This window comes from Croceitalea marina (assembly GCF_042684265.1).
Lineage (GTDB): Bacteria > Bacteroidota > Bacteroidia > Flavobacteriales > Flavobacteriaceae > Croceitalea > Croceitalea marina.
Map to the genome: position 1 here is coordinate 195181 of NZ_JBHULB010000017.1, position 20396 is coordinate 215576.

Below are 20396 nucleotides of genomic sequence, written 5' to 3' on the forward strand. Positions count from 1 at the left end.
TATTCGTCGCTCACTAATCCAAAAAAATCAAATGGGAAAATATTTTAAATACGCCATTGGCGAAATTCTATTAGTGGTCATTGGGATTCTCATTGCCTTACAGATTAATAATTGGAATGAAAACAGAAAAAATGAAACATTTGAAAACGAGATTCTGACTCAAATAAGAGCAAATCTCATTAAAGATAAATTAGTATTAAATAACTATACTACTAATGCCGAAAACGCAGTTTCATCACTTGATAAAATTTTAGCAGAAGATTCATCAATAACAATTAACGACAGTATTAAATATTGGCTAGGTGATGTTGTACGGTTCGATAGATTTAGGGCATTAACCAATGCTTACGAAGTACTTAAATCTAAAGGCATAGATAAAATATCCAATAACCAACTTCAATTTCTCCTCGGTATGTATTACGATGATCAAGCGGTTGCGGCTAATATAGCATGTTATGACCTAGAAAAAATGTTCAATAATGATTGGATACCCATTCTCAAGAAAAATGTGGTAACACACAATTTTGGAAAATTAGTCGATTTACAAGATTACTCAGAGTTAAAAATTGGTGGCGAAATTAGAAACCTTTTAATCCTAAATCGAGATAACTGGAGTGGCAGTAATGGCAGACTCATAAAAGTCTCGACCCTAATAGACAGAATTATAGAAATTATAAACAACGAGTTGAATGATTAAATTCTTTAGAAAAATCCGTCAAAACCTACTCATGGAAAACAAAACAGGCAAGTATTTTAAATATGCCCTTGGTGAAATTATCCTTGTGGTTATAGGTATTCTTATTGCACTTCAGATTAATAATTGGAATCAAAACCGGATTAACAATAAACAAGAACAACAAATTTTATTACAACTAAAAAGTGAGTTTGAAGAAAACTTAGAAGAATTAGGCAGAAAAGACAATATGCGTGAGAAGATGATTAATTCTGCGGAGCAGCTCTTCAAAATAAAAACAGAGAATAGTCTTTCTGAATTTCCTCTCGATACTATTAGATTTTATATAGCTTGGACCTATAATACCCCAACTTTTGACCCCGTATTGGGAACAACAAATGAACTTTTATCCTCTGGAAAGCTTTACCTCATTACTAATAACGAATTAAAAACAAGACTTACCAATTGGTCTGGTCAAGTAGATAGATTAAGAGAATATGAGCAAGATTTGAGACAATATAATATTAATAATTACGACCCTTTTTTAACGCAAAACTTTTCTATTAAAGATTTATTTGAAGGTGTTTGGCAGGAAAAACAATACTTTTTCAGTAAAGAAAATAGAGTTAAATCAGTCCATGAATATATTAAAAACCAAGAGGTTGATGACTATATTTTTAACATCCTATCTCTTTGTGAATGGACCAAAAAAGAATCAAGGGTAGTTAGAACTTACACAAATGAATTTTTAAACTTAATAAGTCAAGAGCTTTCAAAATGATTAAATTTTTCAGACATATTCCCAAAGCCCTCTCCTCCTTTGAGGAGAACCAAAAGAGGTGGGTAAAACAAAATTTGATGACTCTTTTAGAACCCACCCCTTAATCCCCTCCCAAGAGGGGAAAATTTAGAACTATGATTAAATTTTTTAGAAAAATTCGGCAAAACCTCCTTTCAGAAGGCAAAACAACCAAGTACTTCAAATATGCGCTTGGTGAAATTCTACTTGTGGTTATTGGGATTCTTATTGCCCTTCAGATTAATAACTGGAATGAAGTTAACAAAAAAGACGCTGAAGAGCGAGAGTACTTGGTGAATTTATTAAGTGAATTTGAAGCGAATCAAGAAGAATTAAAAAGAATTAATTCCTATCACAGATTTGTAAAATTAAAGACAAAAGAACTGTCAGATTTAATAAATCCTGATCCGAAACAAATTTCTTTAAGTAAGCTTGATACTTTGATGTGGGCAGTAGCTTTTATACCAGAATTTAAAGCTCTTAACGCAATGATATCTTCAGAAAAACTTGAAACGATTAATGATTATCAGCTCAAAAATGAAATTGCAAATTGGAGATTAACTTATGAATTGTATAGCTATAGTTTAAAGTTAACTTATGACCAATTTAATAGTCATATTTATCCATTTTTGACAAAAAATTATCAATCAAAAAATTTCAAGCATTCTATATTAAAAGATGACCAAAGCTATTTTCCAGTTAATCAAAAATCAATTTTATCAAATCCAGTTTTTGAGAATCAAATTAAAATAAGGAATATAAATGCAGAAATGATTTTTCAACGGGCAACAAAATTAATTGATATACAGCAAAGTATAATTAATGATATTGAACGGAAATTAGAAAAATAACAAAAGTACGACCACTAACTAATGATTAAATTCTTCCGCCATATCCGTCGTTCACTAATTAACCAAAACCATATATTTTGTCATTCCTGTAGAGCTATGACACTGAGCGGAGTCGAAGTGAAAGCGACGAGGAATCTCATTTGAGATTTCTCATATCCATTCGAAATGACAAAAAAAAACAAAGATCATGATTAAATTCTTCCGTAAAATTCGCAAATCACTACTTGACCAAAACAAAACAGGCAAGTACTTTAAATACGCCATTGGCGAAATTGTGCTTGTGGTTATTGGGATTCTGATTGCGTTGCAGATTAATAATTGGAATGAGAACAGGAAAGCCAGACTAACTGAGGTTACTAAACTCAACAAACTTCTCGAAGATCTTAAACTAGATTCTATTGCTTTCGACTCAAATCTTAAAGTGCTATCAGAAATAAATAGCTTACACCAACAACTTTATAATATTGGTTACAAAAACTCTAATGAGCCATTAACTGAAAACCCAAGAAGCATTAGACGTTACGTAACTTTTGAAGCACCGAGTTTAAAAACGTCATCATTATTAGTAAGTCAATTAAATAATGAGACGATTAGAAAAGAACTTATTGATTATAATGAAGATTTAAACTTAGGAGTAATCGAAATGAATGAGTTTATTAGTATCGTTAAAGATAAAATTAGACCCTATTTAGGGCTAAAGGAAGCTTATAATTTAGAGAGCCAGTTTGAGACTCTAGATGCCGACAAAGTAAATATGATAAGTAAAGAAGATCTTATAAAAATTAGCAAGAACACTGATTTTCAACAAATTTTATTTGAAGCAAATTTTAAATTAAAATCCAACATAAACGGAATTAAGAATAGAAGTTTAACACTTAATAACAGCCTACGAAATTTAATAGAAACTGAACTAAAAGCCTATTAATGATTAAATTCTTTCGAAAAATCCGTCAAAACCTTCTCATGGAAAACAAAACAGGCAAGTATTTTAAATATGCCCTTGGTGAAATTTTACTTGTGGTCATTGGGATTCTTTTGGCACTTCAAATAAACACCTGGAACCAACAGCGGATTGAAGACAAAAAAGAAATAGAATTACTGACTAGTTTAAAAGAAGAATTCCAATATAATTTAACTTCGTTGGACGAATCTATCAAGGTTAATAATAAAGTCAATCAATCTTGTGCTGCTCTTACTCAAATCATACGATTAAATTCATTGGAAGAAAATCCTGACTTGGTCGATGAATTATTGATTAACATTGGTGCTTTCAATTCTTTTGATGCCATAACTGGGGTTTCTAGTGAAATAGTGAATTCGGGAAAATTAAGCATTCTAAAAAACGGGGCAATCCGGGAACAATTGGGTAATTGGTTGACCTTAATTATTGACTGCGAAGAGGATATTCTTTTTAGATCAGATAATTACACCATGAATTTAATGCCATTTTTGATGGAGCGGTTTCCCCTGGCCAATGGTGAGCTCACCAAAAAATTGCCTTTTGATAAGAATAACTATTTGAAGACTTACAAAGAAAAATCACCTTTCAGGTTTAATTTACCAAAAGAAGATTTAATGGAATTCGAGAACCAAGTATGGCATCATAAGCATAATCACGATTATGTAGTCATTAATGAACTGAACCTAAAAGATTTTATTTTGTCCACCATAACTATGCTTGAAAAAGAGCTGGAAAAACAATAACCGTAACCAAATTCTTCTCTAAAAACCTGTTACACTAAAACGTATATTTGCTTTATGCAGTTTAAAGAGGTCTTAGGGCTTGGCCATTTAAAAAAACACTTGACCACAACGGCAGAAGCTGGCCGCATACCGCATGCACAATTGTTTGTAGGTGCAGAAGGGACAGGAACACTTTCTTTGGCTATCGCCTATGCGCAATATGTTCTTTGCCAAAATACCAATGGTGAAAACGATGGCGAAAATCAAGTGTGTAACGCCAAATGCGCTTCTTTAACCCACCCTGATCTGCATTTTGCTTTTCCGGTATCTAACTCCGATAAGGTGAAAAGCCACGCTGTTAGCGACCACTATCTAGAAGAATGGCGCAAGTTTGTAAAAGAACAACCTTATGGAAATCTATTCGATTGGTACCGTGCTATCGGCATAGAAAAAAAACAAGGCCAAATTGGGGTTGATGAAGCCCAAGATATCGTTAAAAAACTTTCTTTAAAATCGTACGAAGGAGGCTATAAAATTCTCATTGTTTGGATGGCCGAGAAAATGAATATCGCAGCATCAAACAAGCTTTTAAAACTCATTGAAGAGCCACCAAATAATACGGTTATCATTTTTATAACGGAAGATCAAGAGCAAATCATAAATACCATCAAATCTAGATGTCAAGTCATTCATTTTGCTCCGCTACCACAAAGCATAATAGCAAGTGAATTAATGAAAAAAGGGCTTGCCGAGGCAGAAGCAAATCGTTTGGCACACGAGGCAAACGGAAACTTTAATAAGGCTCTCGATTTAATGAACAACGATTCCGAAGATTTGGTTTTCGAAAAATGGTTTGTGCAATGGGTACGCAGTGCTTTTAAAGCTAAAGGAAATAAAGCTGCTATTCATGAGCTTATTAATTGGAGTAATGAGCTAGCCAAACATGGTCGCGAGGTTCAAAAAAAATTTTTACACTATTGTATAACCATCATGCGCCAGGCAATGCTAATGAACTTTAATGCTAATGAACTAGTATATGCCAAGATACATATGGACGGATTCGATCTAAAAAAGTTTGCCCCCTTTGTGCACGAAAACAATATTCAAGACATCACAACAGAATTGGAAGAGGCTATTTTTCACGTGGAACGTAACGGAAATGCCAAAATAATTTTTACCGATTTATCTATAAAACTAACTCGGCTTTTACATACCAAAGCTGCATAAAAACCAACAACTATGGATTTGCATTTTTATAAAAACGCAACAGAAATTGTATTGCTTATTTTTTTAGTAATTACTTTTTTACAAAGTGGAATTGATAAAGTCAAAGATTGGAAAGGCAACCTTTCTTGGTTAACAGGTCATTTTTCTAAATCGCCATTTAAAAATTCTGTGCCTTTATTACTCGGTATTATTACTGTTGTTGAAATAGCAGCTGGAATTCTTTCTATAGCAGGAATAATTCATTTACTACTTCATGACAATAAAGTTTTTGCCCTTTATGGAGCTTTAACCTCTTGTTTGGCATTGTTAATGCTTTTCCTGGGACAACGAATTAATAAAGATTATGTGGGGGCTCAAACTATTGTTATCTATTTAGTGCCTACTGTTTTTCTATTGTTTTTGTTGCAGTAGCATCTTTGTGTCGTCATTCCTCCATGTCACCCTGAGCGAGGCCATTGAGCCTGTCGAAATGCAGTCCAAGGGAAAATGGAAACGAAATAAAAAAGCCCCAACATTTTGTTGAGGCTTTTTATGCTTTTGCGAAGTCTTTTACTTCTTGTAATTGTCGTTTAAAATCTTAAGGATTTCATCCGTAAGGTCTTGTGCATCAGTTCCATAGAGAACGCTTCCTCCATCACCACCACCTAAAATATAAGTGTAGCTGTTGGCTTTTCCATATGCCTTAATTTGTTCTTTTACTTTGCTCACAACAGTGTCCATTTCTACCTGGCCGGCTGCTTGCATTGCTTGTTCTTCTTGCTGCAATTGCTGCCCCATAAATTGACCTCTTTGTTGAATTAAGCCATACTCTTCTTGTGCCTTCTTCTGAGACATGCTCTGAGCTTTGGTTTGGAAAGCTTGAACCTCTATTTGAAAAGCCTGAGAAATACTATCCCTTTTTTTAGTTAATGCATCTGCTTTAGTTTTAAACTTAGCCTCAATGTCTATCTTTTCTTGATAGCCATCCATTAACTTTAAGTTATCTACATAACCTATTTTATTTTGTTGACATGCAGCCATTAAAACAACAATTACAACTACTGCTAATTTTTTCATCTGTCTGATTTTAGATTCGGCAAAAATATAAAAAGCGATTTCAAATTCTTGAAAGTTTATGATTTTATTGTTTTTGCTCTAAAATAGATTTTATCTATTTCTTTTTTAAATTATAATTTATTCTGCCTATTGATTTTTGACTTATTAAACAGGCCTATTTTGCATATAATTTTATTTGACATAGCAATAAGTGCCCATAATAACAAAGCGCTCTTAAAAGGCTTTAAACGTCTTTTTTAAGGATATAAATATGTGAAGAGTATTCTTTAGAGCCATTTGCCTTAAGGTTAGATTTAAGACCGATCCAAAAAGCCTTTATCATGCGCTGTCTTCCGGATTTGTATTTTTCAGAAAGCAGGGAAACATAAAACGAATCAAATAACATTGGCTTACTTTCTATAAGTTGTAATCCGTGAGGCTTAAAAAGTTGCTCGATTGATTTTTTAGAAAAATGCCAAAGATGTCTTGGCACATCAAAAGCCGCCCAAAAATTACCATAATATTTTGCATCGTATGATTTAAAATTGGGCACGGCAATTACCATAGTTCCGTTTTCATCTAAAAAAGAAACAATGTCCTTGATTTGTTTCTCAAGATTGGGTAAGTGTTCCAATACGTGCCAAAGGGTAATCACTTCAAAACTTTTACTTTTTAGTTGCTCTAGGTTAGAATGAAGATGTATTCCTTTTTCCTTTGCTCTAGCCCTAGCATTTGTATTTGGTTCTACTCCTTCAATTTGCCAGCCATGATTTTTTGCAACGACAAGAAAATCTCCAGTTCCCGCTCCAATATCTAAAAGTGTTTTTTCTGAACTATTAAAAGAATTTAATAACGAAACCTTTTTCTTTAAACTATAGCTTTTTACAATTTGATAAAGCTTATCAACTAAAGTCTTTTTAGAATCTGTATGAGAAATATACGCCTCGCTTTCATAATACTTTTCTAAGTCTTTAGGCTCAGGAAATGTAACCAACATATCGCGCTCTTCATCATGGCGTAATTCAAACTCTTCTTGAGAAACAGAATAGTCTTTAGTTTTTAAATAAGGTTTCATTATAATTATGCGTAGAAAGGTATTCCTCTTTTATCGCCCGAAGATAAGATAAAACTTCGGCTCTTGAAGGGGAGTTTTCATGTAAACAATCCTTCTCCGTAGCACTAAAAACCTCAATAGCGATATACCAATTGCCATCTCTTGTTGCATAAGAATCTGATAACATGGGCTCACTATCTGAGGCTACCAAAGCGACATCTACTGCCATAGTCAAAAGATTCAGTGATTTATCTGGTATCTCTACCTCGTAAAATGAAAGAAAGTATTCGTTATCATCAATCTTAAATGGCACCTCTACATCAACATAGTAATCTTCAAGTTGATACTTGATGTTAATATAGTTGTAGAAAGCGTCGGCATCTTTTGGGTCTTCAAAAGCGAACACTGTTTTTTCGGGCAGACCTTTTTTAAAGCGCTTTCCTTAGGTCAATTTGTAATCAGAAATCGTTGGTGCAATACGCAGCGGGATGCAGGCGTTAAAGAACACCAATCCTAACACTATGGCGATGGCTTTTCTCATTTTGGTTTTTTAATTAGTTGAAATCACTAATATCAAAAACTAGACCAAAACAATGTTCCACGTGGAACACCTCTTGATTAGAAACGAGTTTCTACACCAAGAAGCTCGCCCAAATCATTGGCCTTGGTTTCTGCCAAAGACCTAGATTTCGTTCTTAATAAGGTAAAATACTGCCTGCCTCTAAAAATTCTTACGACATAATTTTGCTCGCTTAATTTGCCGTTCATCGCTGCAACCGGACCCCAATCTGAACCTTTAGAACTGCTTGTAGAAAATACCGTCACATATTCTGGTTCAATACAATGCAACTTCCATTTAAATAGGCTCAAGCCAAACAACTTGAGATGTTTTTTGTGAATATAATCTTGCCTAATTTCAAAAGAAATTGAATACGATAGCAAAATTAAACTGATGCAGGCCATCGTAACAACGGGCTCTAATTCGTTTATGTTTTCCATGGCTGCAAGCACCGCTAATACGCCAAAACTTATGCCCAGTATTTTCACAGTAAGCGGTTTCTGCTGCCTAAAAAAGATACTGTTAATCATCTGCCCAAGAAAACCAACAAGACACTGATATCGGATGGTGAAACACCACTTATCCGCGAAGCTTGAGAAATCGTAACCGGTCGAATTGCCTCTAACTTTTCACGAGCTTCGTATGACAATGATTTCAATTTTCTATAATCAAAATCTTCTGGTATTTTAATATTTTCTAAGCGCAATAATTTATCTGCGTTGTTTTTTTCCTTGGCAATATATCCTGAGTATTTTACCTGTACTTCTGCTTGCTCCAAAACCTCGGTGTCCAAATTATGTTCAGCCACAAAATTGGAAACAGCATCTAATCGCAGCATATGGTCCATAGTCACATTAGGTCGTGAAAAAACCTTGAACATTTTATCAGATTGCTTTACCGGAGAAGATGAAACCTCTTCAAGAATTGGATTGATTTCCTCTGGAGTAAAACTCGTGTTTTTAAAAAACGCAACAAACTTATCGGAGTTCTTTTCCTTTTCTTCCATCCTTCTAAGACGTTCTTCTTTGGCCAAACCTAGCTCATAACCCTTTGGAGTCAATCTTAAATCTGCATTGTCTTGACGTAACAAAGTTCTATACTCGGCTCTTGAGGTAAACATACGATAAGGTTCTTCTGTGCCCTTTGTGATTAAATCGTCTATTAAAACCCCTATATAGGCCTCATCCCTTTTAAGCATAAAAGGCTCTTTCTCATTAATCTTTAAATGGGCATTGATGCCTGCCATCAAGCCTTGAGACGCCGCCTCTTCATAACCAGTTGTTCCATTAATTTGACCTGCGAAATACAAGTTATTCACCAACTTCGTTTCCAAAGTATGTTTTAATTGGGTGGGTGGAAAATAATCATATTCGATAGCATAACCTGGTCTAAAGAACTTTACATTTTCAAAACCTACGACAGATTTCAAAGCTTTATATTGAACATCTTCTGGCAAGGAGGTTGAAAAACCATTTACATAAACCTCAACAGTATGCCATCCTTCCGGCTCTACAAAGATTTGATGTGAACTCTTATCCGCAAATCGATTAATTTTATCTTCTATGGAGGGGCAATATCGAGGGCCGATACTTTTAATCCTGCCATTAAACATTGGAGACCGGTCAAAACCTTCGCGTAATAAATCATGCACCAATTGACTCGTATGGGTCATGTGACAGTCGCGTTGTTCCTTTAATTTTGGTGTCTCTAAATAAGAGAATTTTTCAGGATTATTATCGCCCGGTTGAAGAATCATTTTAGAATAATCCAACGACCTTCCATCAACTCTTGGTGGCGTGCCTGTCTTCATACGACCACTTTCAAAGCCAAAATCAACCAATTGTTCTGTTATTCCTGTAGCCGCCTTTTCGCCTGCCCGGCCGCCACCAAATTGTTTTTCTCCAATATGGATTAGTCCATTTAGAAAGGTTCCGTTTGTCAACACAACCGCCTTTGCTCTCACATCTATCCCTAAAGAAGTTCGGACCCCAACAACTTTATCCCCTTCGACCAGCAAGCCGGAAACCATCTCTTGGTAAAAATCCGCATTTGGGGTATTCTCCAAAGCCAGACGCCACTCTTCAGCAAAACGCATTCTATCATTCTGGGCCCTTGGACTCCACATCGCCGGACCCTTAGATTTATTAAGCATCTTAAATTGTATTGCAGACTTGTCGGTTACAATACCACTATATCCCCCTAATGCGTCAATTTCCCTAACTATTTGTCCTTTTGCAATTCCGCCCATAGCAGGATTACAGGACATTTGCCCAATAGTCTGAAGGTTCATGGTAATCAACAAAGTTTTTGACCCCATATTGGCAGCGGCGGCAGTTGCTTCCGCACCTGCATGACCTCCACCAACTACTATTACATCGTATTCTTTATCAAACATAATTCTTATTGTTCCACGTGGAACAATTCTATCATTTCACTTTCCTTATTTCGCATTTCAGCCTTCTCTTCTTCTCCCTTGTCATTGTAGCCTAGTAAGTGTAGAACGCCATGACTCATCACTCTCAATAACTCCGTTCTAAATTCAACCTTAAAGCCTTCGGCATTCTCTTTCACACGCTCTACAGATATAAAAACATCACCAGATATGGTATTGTTTTCTGTATAATCAAATGTAATAATATCGGTAAGCGTATCGTGGTTTAAATACTCTAGGTTGATGTTACTTAGGTACTCATCATCGCAAAAAATATAGCTCAAATTACCCAATGATGAATTCTCCTTTTCTATAATCCTACTTATCCAATCGGAAAACTTTAAACTATCTTCTAACCTAAAATCTACTTCGTAGTGAAAATCAACCTTCATCTTTAAAATAGTTCTTAACCTTTTGCTTATAATTTTGCCGCAAAGGTAAGGCTTGTCTATTTAAAATCTCAATGGTATTGCTTTTGTTGTTCAATAAGGCCGGTTTTGTCAAAATGGGATTTTCAAACTGGTTTACATTTGTTTTGCTTTCTCGCTCTTTTTTCTCCCCTTGCTTCAAAGCCGCATTTTCTAATTTTAACAACTGTTGTTGAATTCTATTCATCTTATTCACCGTGCGCTGCGTTATTCCGTTTTCTAACAAATCATTTTCGAAATCTTCCATTTGTTGAACCAACTTTTTTGCTAAGTCCTGTTTATCCCGTTGTAGAATATTCTTCAACTGCTGTTCCAGTTTATTGCGCAAAACTTGCTGTTCCTTATAAATTTCAAAGATTTCTCTTAACTGTTCTTCAGATTGTCCATTACCTCCTTGGCCTTCACTATTTCCCTTTCCATCACCCTTTTTTCCATTTTTTCCTTCACCATCTTTGCCATTTTCACCATTATTCCCTCCATCACCCTCTTTTCCAGAACTACCTTCTTTACCTTCATTTCCTTCTTTTCCACTTTCGCCATCTTTACCTTTTTCGCCTTTTCCTTCTCCACCCTGTTTTCCTTGTTTACCAGATTGCCCCTGTTGCCCCATCTTTTCTTGTAAGCTTTGTTGTCCTTTGATAATATCTGGCAACTGTGAATCATCTCCTTTACCCTGGCCAGAACCAGACTGCATACTCTTCTGCATATTGTCCAGCAGCTTGGCCAAAAAATCCGCTAAGGTGTTCGACGCTGTCAATACATACTGCTGATATGAAGCCCCTTGGTACATTTGATTTTCCGCTATACTCTCCAAAGATTTATCTATATTATAATACACCTCCGTTATCTGCTCATTAACCACTTCTGAAAGTTCGGCCCTACGTAATGATAAGGCAAAAAGACTGTCATCTACATGCTCAAAAAGTCCACGTAATTCTTTTTGTTGACGTACCGTACTTGAAAACTCAGAAATATTACCTCTAGCTTCTTGAATATTATCAAATAACTTTTCTTGCTTAAACGAAAATGTAATAAGATTGTCTAAAATCTGTCTCAGCATCTCAGCATCCTCTGCAATAGATGAACCGCCTCCGGATGAAGATGAACTTTGCTCCAAACTTTTGCTCATCTCTTTCATTTTTTGTGCGGCCGACTTTTGCTTTTTTGAAGCGTTATTCTCGGCATTTCGTTTTTCTTCACTCTGGGAAGACTCCTCTATGCCCTGATGCTTGTTTATTTCTTCTAAAGCGTCTTGCTGATCCTTTTTAACCGCTTCTTGTTTTTGTTCACTGATGTCAATATCCAATGGCTTTTTTAAAGCTTGATTATCTTTTTGGAGTTCACATAACTCTTTGGAAATTTCTTCAAATTTCCCATTCAACCGTTCTTGCTGTTCATTAGAAAATTCTTCACCAAGTTTCAGCTCCGATAGTAACCTCTGTCGTTCAGCCAGTTTGTCCAATTCTTTTGCCAACTGTGAAGCTTTCTCCGTTACATAATACCGTTTGGTCAATTCTAAAAGCTGCTCTAAATTACGTTCACTGTTACTTTGTTTCTTGCTGAGCTCTTCCAATCGTTTCTTTAAATCTTCTTTATTAATCTTATCGGCAACTTTATTTAATTCTTCTAAAAGCTTTTTGTTCTTTTCTGCCTCCAATTCTTGACGCTCTAAACGCTCTCTTAACAGTTCGTTCAACTCATCATTATTCTCACTCTTATTCAGATTATCTTTAAGTTCTTTGCTGAACTTTTGCATCATCGATTCTTGACCCTCCTGCTTTTGTAAATAATCCTTTATCTGATTCTGTTCATTGAAATTAAGATTACTGTTCTCCTTCTGTCTGTCGTTAATTTTCTGTAGCTCTTCTTTTTGCTCCTTGAAATTCTCCAAAGACTTATCTAAGTTCTGCAAAATTGACTTTTGAGACTCTAACTCCTTGTTTTTCAATTGATTATCATTCAATACAGTAGTGCTAAACACTTGACTTTTAGTAGATTTGCCATTTCGTAGGCCGTCATTATCCACCACCTCGAAGTATAAATCATAATCCTCACCCTCTTGTAAGTTTATGCCTGACGGAAATGTATAATAGAACTGTTCTACATTGCTTTTGGTCTGAAGCAAAACCACTTTTTTACCAAGCTGTGGTTTGTTTTTAGGATAATAGACCAAGCTAATACTCTTCAACCCAATATCATCAGCAGCCAACCCGGCATAATAGGATAGATTCGGATTCAAAGAGTCCAACGTTTGTTCGACTTTAACCGAAGGGTAAGCATCTTTAACAACCTCTAGTTGGTAGCCCAAAGTTTCGTAAGCCTTCACATTAGCGTTTGAAGTGACCAACTCATAATCTAAATCCGAATAAATCGATTTTGAAAGCGTGAATCGGGAATAATCCTTTAGAAAACCACGTATTGTGTCTGTTGTTATCAAATCTAAGGCATCAGTGTGTGCGCCAATAATACTCCAAGTAACTTTTGTTCCTTCAGGAATTGTGGCATTACCCGTACCCTTTAAAACTTCATTTCGTTTACCAAGATATCCTGGGTAGGCCAAGTTCATTTCAAAATTTTGAATTGCTGGAACTTTTCCCACAATAACGTTATACACTTTAGAATCAAATCCGTTCGCCGAAAAGTAAAAATCAGTTGAGCTAATTGGAGCCTGAAAAGTAAATTGAAACTGTCCGTCCACTTCTTGCATAAATAGTTCTTTTCCATCAATAACTACTGCAACGTTTTCTGGTTTTACCTTTCCTTCAGTAATTAAATTTAGTGTGAGAGCCTCATCCTCTAATACATTTAAGTTCTCATTGAGCAGTTGAAAAGAAAATGGCGCAGGCGGTTCATAGGCCACGTCATAATTTACTACCCGTTTATACGAGCCAAAAAACGCCGCGATATTACCAGAAAACCATATCAACCCAAACAACAAAACAGGAATCAAAACGTACTTCGCATATTTAAAATTCTCATTAAAATCAACAGCTTTCACAAAAGGGATTGGTCTCATTTCTTGAGAGCGTTGTTCTATTGCCGCAACAAGCAAGTCTGACGCTTGATTGCTCTCAGCCAAATCTAAAAGGTTAACCAGCTTGTCGGCCACATCAGGAAAATGCTTTCCGATTAACAAAGAGGCCTCTCTTTTTGAAATGCCCTTTTTTACCTTAAATAGATAAAACAAAGGGGTCAAAATAAAACGATAAAGAAGAACCAACTCGATGCCAACAAAAACCAATAATAATACAAGACGTAAGGTAGACCCCAACCAAAGAAAATACTCCACAGCTGTTATGATCAAGAAAAAAAGTAGCCCAAGGGTTATAAATAACAGAAGCCCTTTTACCAAAAGTTTAGTGTAATACTTTTTGGTAAAGGCGTTTAGCTTTTCAAGTATACTATTAAAACTGTCCAAAATCCGCTATATTTAATACCAAGATACCCGTTGTTTCAAAATGGGGCTGAAAATTTTATGTTAAAATAGACGATATGAAGGATTTAAAGTATCTAGCGGCCTTAACGATACCAATCTCTGCTGCAATCAGCATCTATTTTAAAGGATATATGAGTTTTTTTACTCCTTTTTATGCCTTTGTTATTATTCCCGTACTTGAGGTTATGTTGCCTCATGATGCTTCTAACCTAGAGGTTGAAGAAGTTGAAATTAAATCGAAAAACAAGCTCTTTGATTGGATGCTCTATCTAAATATTCCTATAGTATTTGGGTTTATGCTATTTACCTTATGGGATATTACCCAACAATCTTATGCACTTTATGAGTTTATAGGGCTAGTATTTTCCATAGGCATCGTATTTGGCGTAAACGGTATTAATGTAGCCCATGAATTGGGGCATAGGCAACAAACCTTTGAGCGCTACTTGGGCAAACTATTATTGCTGCCGTCTTTTTATATGCATTTTTATATTGAACATAACTTTGGGCACCACGCCCATGCCGCTACAAAAGAAGACCCAGCCACCGCACAGTATAATCAATCTGTTTATTCGTTTTGGTTTACCTCAACACTGCGGCAATATCTAAACGCATGGAAAATTCAACACAAACTCTTAAAGACTGAAAATAAAAATTTCTTCTCTTTAAAAAACGACATGTTTTTCTATACCCTTATTCAGCTTGCTTACCTTGTTTTTGTCTTCATATTTTTCGGACCACTAGGCGCCTTATTCGCTTTAGCCGCCGGTGTAGTCGGTTTTCTATTACTAGAAACTGTTAACTATATTGAGCATTATGGTTTAAGACGTTTCAAATTGCCTTCAGGCCGTTACGAAAGAGTGAGAGAATGCCATTCATGGAACAGTAATCACATCATCGGTAGAATTGTGCTTTACGAACTAACAAGGCACAGTGACCATCACTACAAATCTTCAAAAAAATACCAAACTTTAGATTATCATGATATCTCTCCGCAAATGCCCTATGGGTATCCTACATCTATGGTTTTATCTTTTATTCCACCGCTTTGGTTTAGCATTATGAACAAGCGTATTCCAAAAGAAATGAGACTGACTATATAGTCGATTCAGCTTAAAAGAGTTCATTACCTTTGTGGCTCAATTTTTAATAATGAGTCAAAAAGTTCGGGTTCGTTTTGCCCCAAGTCCAACAGGGCCACTTCATATAGGTGGTGTTCGCACGGCATTATTCAATTATTTGTTCGCCAAAAAACATGGTGGAGATTTTGTGTTGCGCATAGAAGACACAGACCAAAACCGTTATGTAGAAGGCGCCGAAGACTATATCATTGAAGCTTTGAACTGGTGCGGAATACCTTTTGACGAAGGCCCTTCGACTCCGCTCAAAACAGGCCCGGGAAAAGAAAAGCGTTTTGGTCCATACCGCCAAAGTGAGCGAAAAGACCTATATAGTCAGTATGCCTTAGAATTATTAGAAAAAGGACATGCCTATTTTGCCTTTGACACTTCTGAACGATTAGATTTTCATCGCAAAGACCATGAAGCCAAAGGCAAGACCTTTATTTATAATTGGCATAATCGCTTAAAGTTGGATAACTCCCTTTCGCTGTCTGCGGAGGACACAAAATCAAAACTGGATTCTGGTGAACCCTATGTGATTCGTTTTAAGTCTCCACAAGATGAAAAATTGCATTTAAATGATATCATCCGTGGTGATATTGAAATCGACACGAATGTTTTAGATGATAAAATTCTCTTTAAAAGTGATGGCATGCCCACCTATCATTTAGCTAATATTGTAGATGACCACCTGATGGAAATTACCCATGTTATTCGTGGTGAAGAATGGTTGCCCTCTTTGGCATTACATCAGTTATTATATAATGCCTTTGGTTGGGATACGCCCAAATTTGCACATCTACCATTGATTATGAAACCGACCGGGAAAGGGAAACTGAGCAAGCGCGATGGTGAAAAAGGAGGGTTCCCTGTTTTTCCATTGTCTTGGAACGAGTCTGAAGGCTACCGAGAAGCAGGTTATTTTTCAGAAGCCGTCGTTAACTTTTTAGCGATGTTGGGCTGGAATCCTGGAACGGAACAGGAGCTCTTCTCCCTTGAAGATCTTGTTCAAGAATTTAGTTTAGAGCGTGTAAATAAATCTGGAGCTCGCTTTGACCCTGAAAAGACCAAATGGTATAATCATCAGTGGTTACAGCTCAAAAGCAGCGCAGAATTGGCTGAATTGTTTAGTTCGGTGTTGGCCGAAAAAGAGATTTCTCGCGAAGCTCGAAATGACAGCTATGTTGAAAAGGTAGTGGGATTGATAAAAGAAAGGGCAGACTTCCCCTCTGATTTTTGGGAATTGGGCAGCTACTTTTTTGAAGCACCAACTACTTATGCCGAAAAACCGGTAAAAAAACAGTGGAAAGAAGACACCCCACAAATTTTGCATGATGTGGCAAAAATTATTAGAAATACTTCTGATTTCAACTCTAAAAATTTAGAGACCAAAATCAAAGAATGGATAAGCTCTAACGAACTTTCCTTTGGTAAGGTCATGGGACCACTACGCTTGGTAATCGTGGGCGACTTAAAAGGCCCCCACCTCTTTGATATTTTGGCAATGATAGGTAAAGAAGCGTGTTTGGTTCGTATAGAGAACGCAATCAAAACTTTGGGCTAGGCACCTAATCCAAGTCCTCTAACAATATCTCAAACTCGTACTTAAAAAATCGTTTGGAAGGTTCACTGGATTTCCAATCCCTTACATTGTAGATGTTTTTGCCAGGACTATCTTCCTTGTAAACTTTCAGTACTTCACCTGCTTGATTTTTAACAACAATGGAGTCAATATCAATAAATGTAGGCTCTAAATAGGTGCTGCCAATATCAAAACCTTCTTGAAAACGTTGTGTTTGATTAGGTGCTACCTGTAAAATTGTATCTAATTCCACTATTGCGGAAACAACGTCTATAATCAGGGTTTGGGAAGTTAGGTTCTCAATATCCGCTTCCATATCCGAAACTGGGTCACAGCCCAAAATGCTTAATGCTCCCAACAAAATAAAAGTAAGTCTTCTCATTTTCCAGTGTTTTATGTATAAACAATTTAAAGGCACTTTACCCTAATCTAGAACCTGTTATAAATATGTTAAATGCCGGAGTTTAAGTTAAGTAGCCCCAACAATAGTTCTTTGATGTTTTAGCCAAATCAAACTCAATGCATAACTTTAAAGATTCTGAAAGCACAAGTTCATCGTTCATCCAAATTCCTATGGGGTTTCATAACTCATTTAAAACGACTACTTATCTAAACGATGTTTCTTATACTTTAAAATAAGCCCTTCAACAGCGCGAAGCATCATTGGCTCGGCACGGGTTGTCCAATTAAGGGCGCCATCTTTGTCCAATTCAGAATGGCTTTCGGTATCTATTGCGTTTGCATTTGAAGAAGATATAAGTGTTCCGCTTTTTAAGTCGTATATTCTAATTGCCACTGAAGACCTATTACTTGTTGCATAACTAGAACTACGGTTGTTCCTATAAAAGCTGCTCGCATTATTTGATATAATTTCTCCTCTTACATTGATTAAAAAATCAGAGTCAGAATTTCTATGTAGTTCCTTTAGCTCTGATGGAGTGGGTTCGAACTTTATATCTGGTCCGACTAGTGAACTGTTTCTCAAGGCTATTAAATCGATTAAAGAATCACCTAATATTTTTTTAAACTCTTCATAGGATTCTTCATATAGCTTTTTGCTATATCTGATTTTTGAATTGGACTGCACATTATTAAGAATCCATTTGCCCGTGCTAAAATCAAGCTCTTTTCCGGAATCAAACTCATAGGTATATTTTCCGCCAACACAAGATGAACCTAGAAACATTATCAAAATACCAATTACAAACATCCCGTTTTTAAGTCTCATATAAACTGTTCTATGTCTAACTCATTACTTTTTGCCAAATATTATAGTCAACCAAGATAACAAATCTTCATATGTGCTAGGTTGCCCAAAAGTCATGCCATCTGCTATTTTGTAACAATTCTCTACTAAAAGCTACTAACCTATTACTCTCTTTTGTATTTTAAACACATAAACTAAAAACACTATTACTATGGGCAGTTATATTTGGATTCCTTTGGCATTTTTTATCGTTTTGACAATACTTTCGGGTGTATTTATTGTAAAACAACAGACCGCCGTTATTATTGAAACCTTCGGTAAGTTTACCAGTGTGCGACAATCGGGTATTCAGTTTAAAATTCCTTTTGTGCAACGCATTGCGGCAAGGGTCGGTCTAAAGATTCAGCAATTGGATGTTATCATTGAAACCAAAACTTTAGATGATGTATTTGTAAAACTCAAGGTTTCGGTACAATATGTAGTTATCAAGAGTAAAGTTTACGATGCCTTTTATCAGTTAGAATATCCTCATGATCAAATTACCTCTTACGTGTTTGACGTGGTACGAGCAGAAGTGCCTAAAATGAAATTGGATGATGTCTTTGTAAAGAAAGATGATATCGCCATTGCGGTAAAAGGTGAGTTGCAAGATGCGATGTTAGAATACGGTTACGATATCATCAAAACCTTAGTGACCGATATTGACCCTGATGCACAAGTAAAAGAAGCGATGAATAGAATTAATGCTTCGGAGCGTGAAAAGATAGCAGCGCAGTTTGAAGGTGATGCCGCACGTATTTTAATCGTTGAAAAAGCGAAGGCAGAAGCTGAAAGCAAAAGATTGCAAGGGCAGGGTATCGCAGACCAACGACGTGAAATTGCCCGTGGTTTAGAAGAATCTGTTGAAGTATTGAACAAAGTCGGTATCAATTCTCAAGAAGCTTCGGCGCTAATTGTGGTAACACAACATTATGATACTTTGCAATCAATTGGTGAGGAGACCAATACCAATTTAATTCTTTTACCTAATTCTCCTCAAGCTGGTAGTGATATGTTGAACAATATGGTGGCTTCTTTTACAGCAAGTAATATGATCGGGGAACAAATGAAAAAAACCAACCCAAAGAAAAATGGTTAAATCATGCTTGATTTTCTTGATGTTACCAGTAATGGCCTTAGGTCAAGAAAATCCTTTTTTTAATCCCGGCGGCTATTTTTTAAGCCTCGGTTCGGCAGAAATTAGAACCGCTTCCATAGCTACTGGTGATGTGGATAGTGATGGCGACTTAGACGTAGTTACCGCAGAAGGTAGGCACTGGCCGGCTCCCAACAGTATTTTTTATAATGTGGGAAATGGTGTGTTTAGGACATCCCGCGTATTGGATAGCGAGTGGTCTTCATGTTATGCTGCAGAATTGGGGGATTTAGATGGTGATGGCGATTTGGATATTGTAACAGGAAATGACATGCATCCTAATATTTGGTACAGAAATAATGGAAAGGGTCTATTTGAGCGTGCTGGTTTAGTTGGTGGGAAAACTACCCCGACAAGAAATGTTGCATTAAGTGACATTGATGGTGATGGCGATTTGGATGTTCTCTTTACCAATAGGGGAAGCGCCAATGAAATCGCTATTAACGATGGAAGTGGAAATTTTAACACGATTGTTCCCTTTGGCTCAGATGAAGATTCTACCATAGACATTGTAGCTGCTGATATGAACCAAGATGGTAAATTAGATTTAGTGCTGGCAAATCGTGATGAGCAGCAGAACTATGTATATCTGCAAGAAGGCTCTCTTGTATTCAAGGAAAAAATTCCATTCGGTACAGGTAAAGATGAGACCCGTTCTGTAGCAATTGGTGATATCAATAATGACGGCTATCCAGATATCGTAACCGGAAACTTAGTTGGTTCAAACTATGTGTATCTAGGTAACGGAAAAGATTTCAAGAATACGATCCCTTACGAAAAGGAAGACTTGGCAACTGCGAGCGTCAAAGTTGCAGATTTAAATAACGACGGTTTTATAGATATCGTCAACGCAAATGGAGACGAGGTAAATTACGCATATATCAACACGGGGAAAAACTCTTTTGAAAAAATTCCGCTTAATCCGGAAATTAAGATGGACACCTATGATATTCACCTTGCAGATATTAACGGTGACAATTACTTAGATATTTTGGAAGCGAACTCCGGAGATTTGAACCTCTATTACCTTAATAGGTGCGGGAGAATAAAAAAAGACAAATAAGGCTATTTCCAAGAGCTTCTATACCAACATGGACATTTGGTTGAGCAATTAG

20 protein-coding genes are annotated in these 20396 nt (G+C 36.2%); 11 read left to right on the forward strand and 9 right to left on the reverse strand.

What is annotated here, in order from left to right; genetic code table 11:
- The first annotated feature begins 31 nt into the window (after nucleotides 1-31).
- The 7 genes from ACFSQJ_RS13995 to ACFSQJ_RS14025 all read left to right on the forward strand — a co-directional run bounded on the left by ACFSQJ_RS13995 (nucleotide 32) and on the right by ACFSQJ_RS14025 (nucleotide 5644).
- Nucleotides 32-697, forward strand: coding sequence for a DUF6090 family protein (locus ACFSQJ_RS13995; protein ID WP_377767592.1), 666 nt, complete (start codon nucleotides 32-34; stop codon nucleotides 695-697).
- 31 nt (nucleotides 698-728) lie between these two features.
- Nucleotides 729-1454 carry a DUF6090 family protein gene (locus tag ACFSQJ_RS14000; protein ID WP_377767593.1) on the forward strand — a complete coding sequence of 242 codons (726 nt, stop codon included), beginning with the start codon at nucleotides 729-731 and terminating at the stop codon, nucleotides 1452-1454.
- Between the two features lie 134 nt (nucleotides 1455-1588).
- A complete protein-coding gene (locus tag ACFSQJ_RS14005) occupies nucleotides 1589-2323 on the forward strand; it encodes a DUF6090 family protein (protein WP_377767594.1) in 735 nt (244 codons plus the stop codon).
- A gap of 187 nt (nucleotides 2324-2510) precedes the next feature.
- Entirely contained in the window at nucleotides 2511-3248 is a 738-nt protein-coding gene (locus tag ACFSQJ_RS14010; RefSeq protein WP_377767595.1) for a DUF6090 family protein, read from the forward strand.
- A complete protein-coding gene (locus ACFSQJ_RS14015) occupies nucleotides 3248-4027 on the forward strand; it encodes a DUF6090 family protein (RefSeq protein ID WP_377767596.1) in 780 nt (259 codons plus the stop codon). The genes ACFSQJ_RS14010 and ACFSQJ_RS14015 overlap by 1 nt, the downstream gene beginning before the upstream one ends.
- A gap of 54 nt (nucleotides 4028-4081) precedes the next feature.
- Nucleotides 4082-5233 carry a DNA polymerase III subunit gene (locus tag ACFSQJ_RS14020; RefSeq protein ID WP_377767597.1) on the forward strand — a complete coding sequence of 384 codons (1152 nt, stop codon included), beginning with the start codon at nucleotides 4082-4084 and terminating at the stop codon, nucleotides 5231-5233.
- Nucleotides 5234-5245: 12 nt separating this feature from the next.
- On the forward strand, nucleotides 5246-5644 hold the full coding sequence (locus tag ACFSQJ_RS14025; protein ID WP_377767598.1) for a DoxX family protein: 399 nt from the start codon (nucleotides 5246-5248) through the stop codon (nucleotides 5642-5644).
- A 138-nt stretch (nucleotides 5645-5782) separates the two neighbouring features.
- Here ACFSQJ_RS14025 and ACFSQJ_RS14030 read toward each other — a convergent pair whose 3' ends face one another.
- From ACFSQJ_RS14030 to ACFSQJ_RS14060, 7 genes are all read right to left on the reverse strand, one after another.
- Entirely contained in the window at nucleotides 5783-6289 is a 507-nt protein-coding gene (locus tag ACFSQJ_RS14030; protein ID WP_377767599.1) for an OmpH family outer membrane protein, read from the reverse strand.
- Nucleotides 6290-6512: 223 nt separating this feature from the next.
- On the reverse strand, nucleotides 6513-7343 hold the full coding sequence (locus ACFSQJ_RS14035; protein ID WP_377767600.1) for a class I SAM-dependent methyltransferase: 831 nt from the start codon (nucleotides 7341-7343) through the stop codon (nucleotides 6513-6515).
- Nucleotides 7321-7728 (reverse strand): hypothetical protein, encoded by a 408-nt coding sequence (locus ACFSQJ_RS14040; RefSeq protein WP_377767601.1) that lies wholly within the window; start codon nucleotides 7726-7728, stop codon nucleotides 7321-7323. Before ACFSQJ_RS14040 ends, ACFSQJ_RS14035 begins: the two co-directional genes overlap by 23 nt.
- A 212-nt stretch (nucleotides 7729-7940) precedes the next feature.
- Nucleotides 7941-8411, reverse strand: coding sequence for a hypothetical protein (locus ACFSQJ_RS14045; protein ID WP_377767602.1), 471 nt, complete (start codon nucleotides 8409-8411; stop codon nucleotides 7941-7943).
- The gene (gene mnmG, locus ACFSQJ_RS14050; protein ID WP_377767603.1) at nucleotides 8408-10276 is read right to left on the reverse strand and encodes a tRNA uridine-5-carboxymethylaminomethyl(34) synthesis enzyme MnmG; all 1869 of its coding nucleotides are present in this window, start codon (nucleotides 10274-10276) and stop codon (nucleotides 8408-8410) included. Before mnmG ends, ACFSQJ_RS14045 begins: the two co-directional genes overlap by 4 nt.
- A 5-nt stretch (nucleotides 10277-10281) precedes the next feature.
- Nucleotides 10282-10704 (reverse strand): rRNA maturation RNase YbeY, encoded by a 423-nt coding sequence (gene ybeY, locus ACFSQJ_RS14055; RefSeq protein ID WP_377767604.1) that lies wholly within the window; start codon nucleotides 10702-10704, stop codon nucleotides 10282-10284.
- Nucleotides 10694-14158, reverse strand: a complete 3465-nt coding sequence (locus ACFSQJ_RS14060; RefSeq protein ID WP_377767605.1) for a hypothetical protein — start codon at nucleotides 14156-14158, stop codon at nucleotides 10694-10696. Before ACFSQJ_RS14060 ends, ybeY begins: the two co-directional genes overlap by 11 nt.
- Before the next feature lie 74 nt (nucleotides 14159-14232).
- Between ACFSQJ_RS14060 and ACFSQJ_RS14065 the strand changes: the two genes are divergently transcribed.
- Complete coding sequence (locus ACFSQJ_RS14065; protein WP_377767606.1) at nucleotides 14233-15279, forward strand: alkane 1-monooxygenase; 1047 nt, start codon at nucleotides 14233-14235, stop codon at nucleotides 15277-15279.
- Nucleotides 15280-15328: 49 nt separating this feature from the next.
- Nucleotides 15329-16861, forward strand: a complete 1533-nt coding sequence (gene gltX / locus ACFSQJ_RS14070; protein WP_377767607.1) for a glutamate--tRNA ligase — start codon at nucleotides 15329-15331, stop codon at nucleotides 16859-16861.
- A 4-nt stretch (nucleotides 16862-16865) separates the two neighbouring features.
- Here the strand turns inward: gltX and ACFSQJ_RS14075 are convergent, their stop codons facing one another.
- Both ACFSQJ_RS14075 and ACFSQJ_RS14080 read right to left on the reverse strand, forming a co-directional pair.
- Entirely contained in the window at nucleotides 16866-17261 is a 396-nt protein-coding gene (locus ACFSQJ_RS14075) for a hypothetical protein (RefSeq protein WP_377767608.1), read from the reverse strand.
- Between the two features lie 219 nt (nucleotides 17262-17480).
- Nucleotides 17481-18107 carry a hypothetical protein gene (locus tag ACFSQJ_RS14080; RefSeq protein WP_377767609.1) on the reverse strand — a complete coding sequence of 209 codons (627 nt, stop codon included), beginning with the start codon at nucleotides 18105-18107 and terminating at the stop codon, nucleotides 17481-17483.
- A 190-nt stretch (nucleotides 18108-18297) separates the two neighbouring features.
- On the opposite strand from ACFSQJ_RS14080, the gene ACFSQJ_RS14085 reads away from it, so the two are divergent.
- The gene (locus tag ACFSQJ_RS14085; RefSeq protein ID WP_377767610.1) at nucleotides 18298-19224 is read left to right on the forward strand and encodes an SPFH domain-containing protein; all 927 of its coding nucleotides are present in this window, start codon (nucleotides 18298-18300) and stop codon (nucleotides 19222-19224) included.
- The gene (locus tag ACFSQJ_RS14090) at nucleotides 19217-20344 is read left to right on the forward strand and encodes an FG-GAP repeat domain-containing protein (RefSeq protein ID WP_377767611.1); all 1128 of its coding nucleotides are present in this window, start codon (nucleotides 19217-19219) and stop codon (nucleotides 20342-20344) included. Before ACFSQJ_RS14085 ends, ACFSQJ_RS14090 begins: the two co-directional genes overlap by 8 nt.
- Nucleotides 20345-20396: the final 52 nt, after the last annotated feature.